Source organism: Ensifer sp. LBL, from assembly GCF_050435225.1.
Lineage (GTDB): Bacteria > Pseudomonadota > Alphaproteobacteria > Rhizobiales > Rhizobiaceae > Ensifer.
Genome location: NZ_JBNDJY010000009.1, coordinates 184,487 through 194,136, shown reverse-complemented (window position 1 = coordinate 194,136; position 9,650 = coordinate 184,487). Strand labels below are relative to the sequence as shown.

Here is a 9,650-nt window from a genome sequence, read left to right as displayed (position 1 = left end):
GTCGAGCGGACGCTGGAGCTGGAAAACGGCCTGATCCTGTCGCCGACGATCGGCGCCGATGTCGGCTTTGCGTCGCTCGATGGCGAAGGCCTGTTCGGGCGGGTCTCGGCCGGGCTTGCGCTTTCCAACAACGACAACTGGGACCTCGACTTCTCGCTGCTGTTCAACATCGAGGGCGACGGTTCGCAAGCCGCCGGCGCCAAAGTCGGTGCACGCGTTCGGTTCTGACGGCGGAAGCCCCGTCGCCTTATCGACGGGGCTTCCGCAAAACATTAAAGATGAGTAATAGAGGAAGGAATTAGCCGGAGGCGTCGCCTCGTCCCTAGAGCATTGGATACGCCTGGATGTCGTTTCAACCGCGGATGCAGAACAAGATTTCCGGGTTCAAGGTGATCGGCGGGCTCAATCGGCGGGAGTGGAACGGCATCATCGCCGATGTCTGGGACGTCGAGTGCGAGGCGGGGGCAGGTGGCCACTATTTCTCGGATGATCCGCGCATGTTCATCGTGCTCGACGCTGAGGGCGGTAGCCGCTGCAATGTCAGGCTTTCGCCCGACGGGCGCGGCGCGGTCGAGAACGCGCACCAGCAGGCGCTTTCCTATATTCCGGCGGGCATGGAAATCTGGGCCGACATGGTCGATGTCAGGCGCATCCGCCACCTCGATTTGCATTTCAATCTCGATGTCCTCAGCCGGCGCCTGGCGGAAGATCTCGATGCCGGCCGTTGCGACACGCCGCGGCTGATGTTTCATGACGAGCGCTTTCTGCAGCTCGCGCAATTGATCGCCGCCGAATGCGTCAACCCACAGCCCTTGCACGATCTCTACGGCGATGGCCTCACGGTCGCCCTGTTCATCGACCTGATGAAGCTCAACCGCAGCGATGGCCGCAAACGCAGCCCGCTTGCCGCCTGGCAGCTTCGCCGTGCGGTCGAGTACATCGACGAGAACTGGGGGCGCAACATCCGCCTGGAGGAGTTGGCGTCCCTTGCCGGATTGTCGCAGTCGCATTTCAGCCATGCGTTCAAGGCGTCGACCGGCATGGCGCCGCATCAGTGGCAGACCAATGCACGGGTCGAGCGAGCCAAGGAATTGTTGCTGAAAAACGAGGCGTCGTTGACGACGGTTGCAGCCGAGACAGGCTTCTCCGATCAGGCGCACTTCACCCGGGTGTTCCGCAAAGTCGTAGGTGCCACGCCGGCAGCGTGGAAGCGCAACCGAACGGCCTGAGCAAGTGCCATCTTCCAAAGCAGTTGTTCGCAGTAAAGAGCCCAGGAACGTTCAATTTCCGCCGATCGCGACAAGAGTTGCCCGAATAGTTGATATAAAAACTCATCTTATCAGAGGGTGTAAGCCGCGTCGCCTGGAAAGGCCCTGCGGTCGATTGGGTGAGACGACAGACAGATGATGGTAAGAGGCAAGGCAGTACGGCTGACGGAATGGCTGGCGAGCGGGGTCGCCGCCGTCGCGGTACTGGCGGCGGGCGCAGCTATCGCGCAGGATGCGCCGGCGACGAGGTTGGAAACGATCGAGGCGACCAGCGCCAGGACAGAGAGCGATGCGACCGGTCCGGTCGATGGCTATGTCGCCAAGGCAACAACGACCGGCTCGAAATCCGCAACGCCGATCGCCGAAATCCCGCAGAGCGTTTCCGTCATCGGACGCGAGGAGCTTGACGACCGCGGCGTCGTCAACAAGGTCGACGAGGCGTTGCGCTACACGCCGGGCGTGATGGCCGAGCCCTTCGGCGTCGACCCGGATACCGACTGGTTCTACATCCGCGGCTTCGACGCGACGCAGACCGGCGTCTTCCTCGACGGTCTCAACCTCTTTTCCTATGGCTTCGGTGGGTTCCAGATCGATCCCTTCATGCTGGAGCGTGTCGAGGTGCTCAAAGGTCCGGCTTCCGTGCTCTATGGCGGCGCCAACCCGGGCGGCATCATCAGCCTCATCAGCAAGCGGCCGCAGGCGGAGAACTCGACCTATGTCGAGACCGGCATCAACAACAACGGCAATGCCTTTCTCGGCATCGACGTGAACCGACAGCTGGACGACGCGATCAGCTACCGCGTCACCGGCAAGGTTTCCGGCGGCAACAACTATGTCGACCACTCGGAAGATCTGCGCGGCTTCATTCTACCGCAGATCACCTACGAGCCCGACGATGCGACCAGCCTGACCGTCTACGGCCTGCTACAGGGCCTCGATCAGGTCCATACCGGCGGCGGCTTCCTGCCCTATAACGGCTCCGTCGTCGACGCATCCTTCGGCAAGATCGATCGCAAGGCCTTCTTCGGTGAACCGGACATCGATACCGGAACCTACGTGCAGCAGATGCTCGGCTACGAATTCAAGCACGAGTTCGACAGCGCCTGGCAGTTCAGCCAGAACCTGCGCTACGGCCATCTCTACAAGCACGAAAACGGGCCTTACACCTACGGCTACTACGATCCGAGCCTTCCCTTCCCGGTTTCGAACACGCCGGCGACCCCGGGCAATCTGCTTTATCGCCTTGGCTTCGAGGCGACCTCGAAGGTGGATACGTTTGCCATCGACAACCGGCTTGAAGGCGAGTTCGAGACGGGAGCGCTTGAACATACAGTCCTCGTTGGTCTCGACTACAAGTTCTTCCGGCTGGACCACGTCCAGGCGTCGTCGGCGGGAACGCCGATCAGCGCCACCGATCCGGTCTATGGCGCGCCGCAGCCGGCCAACGCCATCTACATCAACCAGGTGATCACGCAGCAGCAACTCGGCGTTTACGCGCAAGACCAGATCCGCTTCGGCGATGGCTGGCTCGTGACGCTTAACGGCCGCTACGACTATGTCGACACCAAAACCGACAATGGACCGACCTTCTGGGCGCCGACCCAGAATTCGAGCTTCGACTACAGCGAAGGCGCGCTCAGCGGCCGTGCTGGACTTGCCTATGAATTCGACAATGGCCTCACGCCCTACGTCAGCGTCGCGACCTTCTTCAATCCGGTGGTGGCGGTAACGGCGACCGGCAACACCAAGCCGGAAGAGGGCGAGCAGTTCGAGGCCGGGGTCAAGTACGAACCGACCTTTTTTGACGGCGTGCTGACGGCGTCCATCTACCAGCTGACCAAGCGCAACGCTCTCGTCACCGACCCGCTGACCAGCATCTCCACCCAGACCGGTGAAGTCCGTTCCCGCGGCATCGAGTTCGAAGGCAAGGTCAATCTTGACGAAAGCTGGAAGCTGATTGCGGGTCTCGATTTCATGGATATCGAGGTGACCGAGGACGCAAACCGGGCGCTGATCGGCAAGGCGCCCTATCTAGCGCCCGATACACAGGCCTCGCTGTGGCTCGACTACACGGTGCAGCAGGGCGCGCTGGAAGGCCTCAGTCTCGGCGCCGGCGTGCGCTATCGCGGCGAGAGCTGGGCGGACAAGGAAAACACCAAGAAGGTGCCGGCATCGGCGGTCTTCGACGCAGCACTGCGCTACGAGAAAGACGGCTGGGGTGCTGCCCTCAACGTCACCAACCTGTTCGACAAGGACTATGTCAGCGGCTGCAGCGGCCTGCTTGTTTGCGGATATGGCGATGCGCGCACGGTCACGTTGAAGCTCAGCAAGACCTGGTGAGACCGATCGGCTGATCGACGATCTGCCAAAAGCAAACAGGGCGCTCAACCCGTGTTGGGGAGCGCCCTGTTTTCAACCCGGAGTACCGCTATCGCACGCCAAAGGCGCCGACGACTGAGAGCACTCGAAACGGGTAGTGGCCTTTAGATGGAGAGGCCCGCCGCCTTTTCAAGGGCGGGAGCCTCCCTTGGAGCGAATTACTTCGCGCCGATTGCGGCAAGGCCTGCAGTTGCGCAGTTCGCGTCAACGTCGCCCGACGGCGCGCCGCCGACACCGATGCCGCCGACAAGCGCCTTGCCGAACTTGATCGGCACGCCGCCGGCCTGGATGACCATGCGTGCGTCCATGTCGCGAAGGCCTTCGTTGGCGGGCTTCGAAGCAATGAACTCGCCGAGGCCAGCCGTGTCGCGACCCATGGCCGCCGAGGTGAAGGCCTTGCCCTGGGCGCTGTTTCCGGTATGCGGGCCGGCATTGTCGGCCTTCAGCAGAACCTTGGTCGAACCGTCACGTGCAACGACCGCGACGCTGACATTGTGGCCTTCTGCGGCGCATGCCTTCAGTGCTGCGTCGGCAGCCTTGACGGCCATGTCGAGCGGCAGGTAGGCGGCGGTCGGAAGCTCCTGCGCTGTGGCGGCAACGGGAGCGAGAAGAGCGGCTGCAAGCACGATATTGCGGATCATCAATGGGTTCCTTTCCTGTTGATATGGAAAGGTTATTGCGGAACGCCGCCCGTCGGTATTCGTAGCTCTTCCGTCACCATCCGTAGTTCTACGGAGTTTGCGTCCCTTCGAGCCAGATGCGGGTCATCTCCGCCTGCGAGGTGCTGCCGAGCTTGGCGCCGATCGCGGCGCGATGGCTTTCCACTGTTCGCGGCGACAGGCCGAGCCCCTCGGCGATCTGGCGCGTGGTGAAACCTGCCGCAATGCGGTCGAGAACCTCGCGCTCGCGCTGCGTGAGTGCCGCCAGGAGGGCAAGCGTCTCCGCCTTTTCCGCCCAGGCCTGCAGGGTGCGCACCAGCATTTCCTGCCCCTTGTGGATCGCGTCGATCAGGTCCTGCTCGTCGATGGGTTTGGAGAGAAAGTCGATGGCACCGTTGCGGAAGGCGCGCCGGCAGGCCTCGATATCGCCATGGCCGGAAATGACGATCGTCGGCCAGTCGACGCCACTTTCACGGAGCTTTTCCTGCAGCTTCAGTCCGGAGATCGCCGGCATGCGGATGTCGAGGATCAGGCAGCCCGGCTCTAGGCGCGACAACTGCCCGAGAAAAACCTGCGGATCGCCGAAGGGGATGACCTTGATGCCGACCGTCGAGAGCAGCAGGCTTAGCGCGCGGCGGACCGCATCGTCGTCGTCGACGAGATAGACGGGAACGGTCATTGTGTCTCTTCCTGTCGCGCCCGCGCTTTGGGCAGTGTCACCCGGAAGGTTGCACCCTCGTCGCCGGCCACCAACGAGATCTCGCCGCCGGCGCGTTCCACCAGGCGTTGGCTGAGGGCGAGGCCAAGCCCCGTGCCGCCCGCCCGCGTCGTCATGAAGGGGGTGAACAGGCGCGGGCGCAGCGCTTCGGGAATGCCCGGACCGTTGTCCACGACATCGAAAACCACCCCGGTGCCTTCCTGCGTCAAGGTAACGACGACGCGGGGCGTTTCGCTCGCATGGCCGTCAAGCGCTTCCATTGCATTGCGCACCAGATTGAAGGCGACCTGTTCGATTTCAACGGGATCGCCAGTAACGATTACGGGCGTTTCCGGAAAGCGGAATTCAAGTTGGATCTGCCGCGACCGGGCGTCCTGCTCCAGCAGCGCCTCGACATTGCCAAGCGCCCGACGCAGATCAAATGTAGTCACCGGCGTCGCGTGCGGCTGTGACCAATTGCGGAACCGCTCCAGAATGCCGGAGGCCCGGCGCGCCTGGCTGACGGTATCGTCGAGCACGGAGGCAAGGGCCGCGTGGTTCCCCTGGTTGAGCAGGCGGCGCCCTGCCTGCGCCTGGGCGAGGATTGCGGTCAGGGGCTGGGTCAGTTCGTGGGCCATGCCGCTTGCCATCTCTCCAAGCGCGTTGACGCGTGAGGCGTGGCTGAGCCGTGAATCGAGTGCACTCAGACGCGCCTGCTGTTCCGCCATGCGGGTCCTTGCCCGTTGGCGCAAGGCGGCCAATCCGGCGAGATAGGCCAGCGTGAGGGCAACGAGGGTCAGACCCGTCCGGACCGGCGGAAACATATCGGAGAGGCCGATATCCATGCCGGTTTCGAGTACGAGCGGTTGCGACGCGCTGCTGAGCGGCCTGGAAAAGCGGATGGCATCGGGGAGTGCCGCCGGCTGAAGCAGGCTGTGGCCGTCGGGCAGTGAAAGCCGGACGGCGGTGTTCGGCCTGGACCAGAACGGCCCGCCATCGCCGATCAGCTTGCCGGCGTCAATCGCAAGCATCAGCCCGTAGCGGGCTTCGTTTGTGTTGGGGCTGCGCTTGACCATCATGTAATGATCGGGGCGCTGCGGATGGGGAAGAAGGGCAATCCGGCCGTCGGAAGCCTTGGCCGCAGCACGAATGCGCTCGGCCGTCGCTGCGTCGAGCGGACCGGTCCCGATGGTCTCTGTTGCCGGATCGAGCGAGACGAGCTGGACTTCGTCGATGCGCGGGTAGAAGCGGGTGATGGTGCGGGCGACATCGAGGAAGAGGTCGTGCCTGCGCCCCTCTGACGCAACCGCCACGGCCGAAAGCGCCGTCAGGTGGGCGTCGTGCTGATCGGCGCGCTGGGAGGCCAGCCCATGGAGCACGGTGCTTTCCTGCTCCAGTTCTGCAACCAGCGCCTGCCGCTCGCGGGTGCCAAGGGCTGCCGCCCCGACCAGCAGGATAAGGCACCAGAGAGCAACAAGGTAAAAGGGCCGCTCAAGCAACGGACGACTGTTCGGTAGCATCGATCATTCTTGTCATTTGCAGGCCTGCTTGCGCAGCCTGCTCTTTTGTTGTCCGGCTGAGCACGGCATCGGCCGAGAAAATACGACCGCAACAACAGAAAATCCAGCCGCTCGCTTCAGCCCATCTCTCGCGCGACCACAAGTTTCGCCCTGAGGGTCTGCACGGCCTCGCTGTGCCGGTTGATAGTCCGGCTGACGTCCTTCTTTCTGCGCCTTCGACTTAGTGTGCTCCACCTGCACCGGCGCCGCCGAGTTGGATCTTGCGGGTGAAGAGCAATGCGACGGCTGCGAGCGCCAGCACGATCCCGATCACCGCGAAAGTATCACTGAACCCCAGGATAAGTGCCTGCCGGCGAACCGTGGCGGCGATCGCGGCGATTGCCTTTTGCTGCGCGACTGCGGCGTCGGTGACGCCGTGCGTCATGAAGTGCCGGGTCAGATCGCCGATCCGGTCGCGGACTTCGTCGCGGTAGACGGTCACGGACTGGCCGATGATGTTCGAGTGAAACTGCTCACGCTTGGTCAGCACCGTCGCAAGCGTGGCCGTGCCCACAGCGCCGCCGAGATTACGCAGCATGTTCGACAGGCCAGAGGCGGCGGCCGCGTCGCTTGGAGCGATACGGGCCGTGGTGATCACCGTGATCGGCGTCAGCACCAGCGCCTGCCCGATGGCGCGCACGATGTTCGGAATGAAGAACTGGTCGCCGGCGCTGTCGAGCGACAGCGTCGTGTTCATGAAACAGCTGGCTGCGAAGATACTGATCCCGACGAAGCCGATATGGCGCGCGTCGAAGCGTTTCATCAGCGCCGGCACGAACGGGATGATGAGAAGCTGCGGCAGCCCGGTCCAGGCAAGCACGAGGCCGATCTGTTCGGCATTGTAGCGCTGCACCTGGCCGAGATACTGCGGCAGGATGTAGACCGTACCGAACAGGGCGACGCCGACGAGTACGTTGACGAGAACGCCGACCCCGAAATTGCGCTGCTTGAGCAGGCGCAGCTGTACGAGCGGCTTTTCGACCTTGAGTTCGATAACGATGAAGCCGATCAGGAACACGGCCGCCGTCAAAGCGAGCTTGACGATGAACGGCGACTGGAACCAGTCATCCTTGTTGCCTTCCTCAAGAACAGTCTGCAGTGCCGAAAGGCCGATAGCCATCGTGGCGATCCCGGCCCAATCGCCCTGCTTGAGCAGGGACAATTGCATCGGCTTCTTCTCGAGGGTGAAATAGAGCGCAATCACCATCACCAGGCTCGGTGGGGTGTTGACGAAGAAGATCGACTGCCAGCCGTAATTCTCGGTGAGGTAGCCGCCGATCGTCGGGCCGATCGCCGGGGCGAAGGTGACCGAAAGCGCAAAGAGCGCCAGCCCAAGCGGCTGCTGCGCCTTGGGGAGCCGGGTCAACACCATGGTGAAGGCCATTGGAATGAGCACGCCGCCGGCAAAACCCTGCAGACCGCGCAGCGCGATCATCGAGCCAAGATCATGGGCAAAGGCACAGGCTGCCGAAAACAGCGGAAACAGGATCGCGTTTGCCAACATGTAGCGCCGGAACGAGAAGACGCGGCTCAAATAGTCCGTGAGCGGGATCACGACGATTTCGCCGATGAGATAGGAGGTGGATATCCAGGCGCCGTTGTCGACGCCGGTCCCGATGCCGCCTTCGATATCGAGCAAGGAGGCGTTGGTGATCTGGATGTTGAGGATCGCCATGAAGGCGCCGATCAGGCCGGCCAGCACGGAAATCCAGGCCGTCGTGCTTGCCTTGTCGGGTGACATCGCTGCGGGTTCCCGCACGCTGGGCGAAACCATGGGCATCGTAGTGGTGGACATTGCATCCTCCTGCCAGCGCTTGAGGCTGGGAACGGCGCCTGAGCGTCCTTCAGTTTAGGCTTGCCGGCACGGAGGCCACCGTCGTTCCTGCGGTCCGGGTGTCGATCGTCGGGTAGACGGACATGCCGGGCCGCAGCACCACGTCGAGCGGACTGTTGCGGTCGAGCACGATCTTGACGGGGATGCGCTGCACCACCTTGGTGAAGTTGCCGGTCGCGTTGTCGGGCGGCAGCAGCGCAAATTCCTGGCCGCTTGCCGGCGAGATGCTGTCGACGTGGCCCTCGAACACCTGGCCCGGAAACGTGTCCACCTCTATCGCCACGGTCTGGCCAGGAACGACATCGGCAAGCTGCGTTTCCTTGTAGTTGGCTACGATATAGGCCGCGTGCGTCGGCACGATCGCCATCAGCTGCGTCCCGGCCTGCACGTATTGGCCGACACGCAAGGTGCGGTTGCCGATCACGCCGTCGATCGGCGCTGCGAGCGCGGTGTAGGAAAGATTGAGCTCGGCCTGGTGCTCGGCCGCCTTCGCGCTGTCGAGCGCGGCCATTGCCTGCGCGACCTCGGCCTTGATCACGTCGAGCTGCTTGACCGCGCTTGCGAGCGCTGCCGTGTCGCGCGTCACCGCAGCCCGTGCGGCGGCAATGCGTGAGGCCGCCTGTTGCGCGTTCTGCAATGTGCCGAACCCTTGCCTTGCGAGCTCCGAATAGCGCCTGTCGTCCTGCTCGGCGAATGTCTGGTCGGCCTTGTCGGCCTCGACCGTCGCCTTGGCCGACTCGATCACGGATTGCTGAGCGACGAGCGCCGACTGCTTGTTTGCGATGTTGGCCTCCGCGGCTTCGACCCCGGCCTTGGCCTGTTCGAGGCTGACCCTGAAGTCGCGGTCGTCGATGCGGGCGAGAACCTGTCCGGCCTTAACCTGCTGGTTGTCGGTGACCAGGACCTCAGCGACATGGCCCGAGACCTTCGGGGCAATCGTCGTGCTGTCGGCCTTCACATAGGCGTCGTCTGTCGCCACTTCGAAGCGACCCGTCGTCCAGTAGGCCCAACCGAAATCGACCCCGCCGGCAACTGCGGCGATGGCGACGGAGGCGAAAAGCAGATTGCGAAGCCAGCGCTTACGGGTTCCCGCGGCGTTTGTGGCTGCCGCGGTCGGGTTGGCTGTGAGCGTCCGCTGTGCCTCCATGCCGGGCACGGCCTCCATCGTTTCCACGGGCTGGGCATTTTCGATGCTGAATGACTGCTGGCTCATTTTCCGGTTCCTTTCACCGGTGTGGCGCGCGTCGAATTGAA

The 9,650-nt window shown here is 63.2% G+C and carries 8 protein-coding genes; 3 read left to right on the top strand and 5 right to left on the bottom strand.

Annotated elements, in window-relative coordinates; translation table 11 throughout:
- The 3 genes from OKW20_RS29565 to OKW20_RS29555 all read left to right on the top strand — a co-directional run.
- Positions 1-228: hypothetical protein (locus tag OKW20_RS29565; protein WP_429177978.1), on the top strand; the 228-nt coding region annotated here is incomplete at its 5' end.
- Between the two features lie 116 nt (positions 229-344).
- Entirely contained in the window at positions 345-1,229 is an 885-nt protein-coding gene (locus tag OKW20_RS29560; RefSeq protein ID WP_429177976.1) for a helix-turn-helix domain-containing protein, read from the top strand.
- Between the two features lie 174 nt (positions 1,230-1,403).
- Positions 1,404-3,608 carry a TonB-dependent siderophore receptor gene (locus OKW20_RS29555; RefSeq protein WP_429177974.1) on the top strand — a complete coding sequence of 735 codons (2,205 nt, stop codon included), beginning with the start codon at positions 1,404-1,406 and terminating at the stop codon, positions 3,606-3,608.
- Between the two features lie 197 nt (positions 3,609-3,805).
- Here OKW20_RS29555 and OKW20_RS29550 read toward each other — a convergent pair whose 3' ends face one another.
- From OKW20_RS29550 to OKW20_RS29530, 5 genes are all read right to left on the bottom strand, one after another.
- Entirely contained in the window at positions 3,806-4,288 is a 483-nt protein-coding gene (locus tag OKW20_RS29550; protein WP_255380998.1) for a GlcG/HbpS family heme-binding protein, read from the bottom strand.
- 88 nt (positions 4,289-4,376) lie between these two features.
- On the bottom strand, positions 4,377-4,985 hold the full coding sequence (locus OKW20_RS29545) for a response regulator transcription factor (protein ID WP_429177972.1): 609 nt from the start codon (positions 4,983-4,985) through the stop codon (positions 4,377-4,379).
- Positions 4,982-6,523, bottom strand: a complete 1,542-nt coding sequence (locus OKW20_RS29540) for a sensor histidine kinase (protein WP_429177970.1) — start codon at positions 6,521-6,523, stop codon at positions 4,982-4,984. Before OKW20_RS29540 ends, OKW20_RS29545 begins: the two co-directional genes overlap by 4 nt.
- Positions 6,524-6,743: 220 nt before the next feature.
- Complete coding sequence (locus OKW20_RS29535) at positions 6,744-8,336, bottom strand: MDR family MFS transporter (protein ID WP_429177999.1); 1,593 nt, start codon at positions 8,334-8,336, stop codon at positions 6,744-6,746.
- 70 nt (positions 8,337-8,406) lie between these two features.
- Entirely contained in the window at positions 8,407-9,609 is a 1,203-nt protein-coding gene (locus tag OKW20_RS29530; protein WP_429177968.1) for an HlyD family secretion protein, read from the bottom strand.
- Between the last annotated feature and the right edge of the window lie 41 nt (positions 9,610-9,650).

Excerpts from the sequence above, each read along its gene's own strand:
- OKW20_RS29560 (WP_429177976.1), top strand. The coding sequence starts at position 345 with ATGTCGTTTCAACCGCGGATGCAGAACAAGATTTCCGGGTTCAAGGTG.
- OKW20_RS29555 (WP_429177974.1), top strand. The coding sequence starts at position 1,404 with ATGATGGTAAGAGGCAAGGCAGTACGGCTGACGGAATGGCTGGCGAGC.
- OKW20_RS29550 (WP_255380998.1), bottom strand. The coding sequence starts at position 4,288 with ATGATCCGCAATATCGTGCTTGCAGCCGCTCTTCTCGCTCCCGTTGCC.
- OKW20_RS29545 (WP_429177972.1), bottom strand. The coding sequence starts at position 4,985 with ATGACCGTTCCCGTCTATCTCGTCGACGACGACGATGCGGTCCGCCGC.
- OKW20_RS29540 (WP_429177970.1), bottom strand. The coding sequence starts at position 6,523 with ATGCTACCGAACAGTCGTCCGTTGCTTGAGCGGCCCTTTTACCTTGTT.
- OKW20_RS29535 (WP_429177999.1), bottom strand. The coding sequence starts at position 8,336 with ATGGTTTCGCCCAGCGTGCGGGAACCCGCAGCGATGTCACCCGACAAG.
- OKW20_RS29530 (WP_429177968.1), bottom strand. The coding sequence starts at position 9,609 with ATGAGCCAGCAGTCATTCAGCATCGAAAATGCCCAGCCCGTGGAAACG.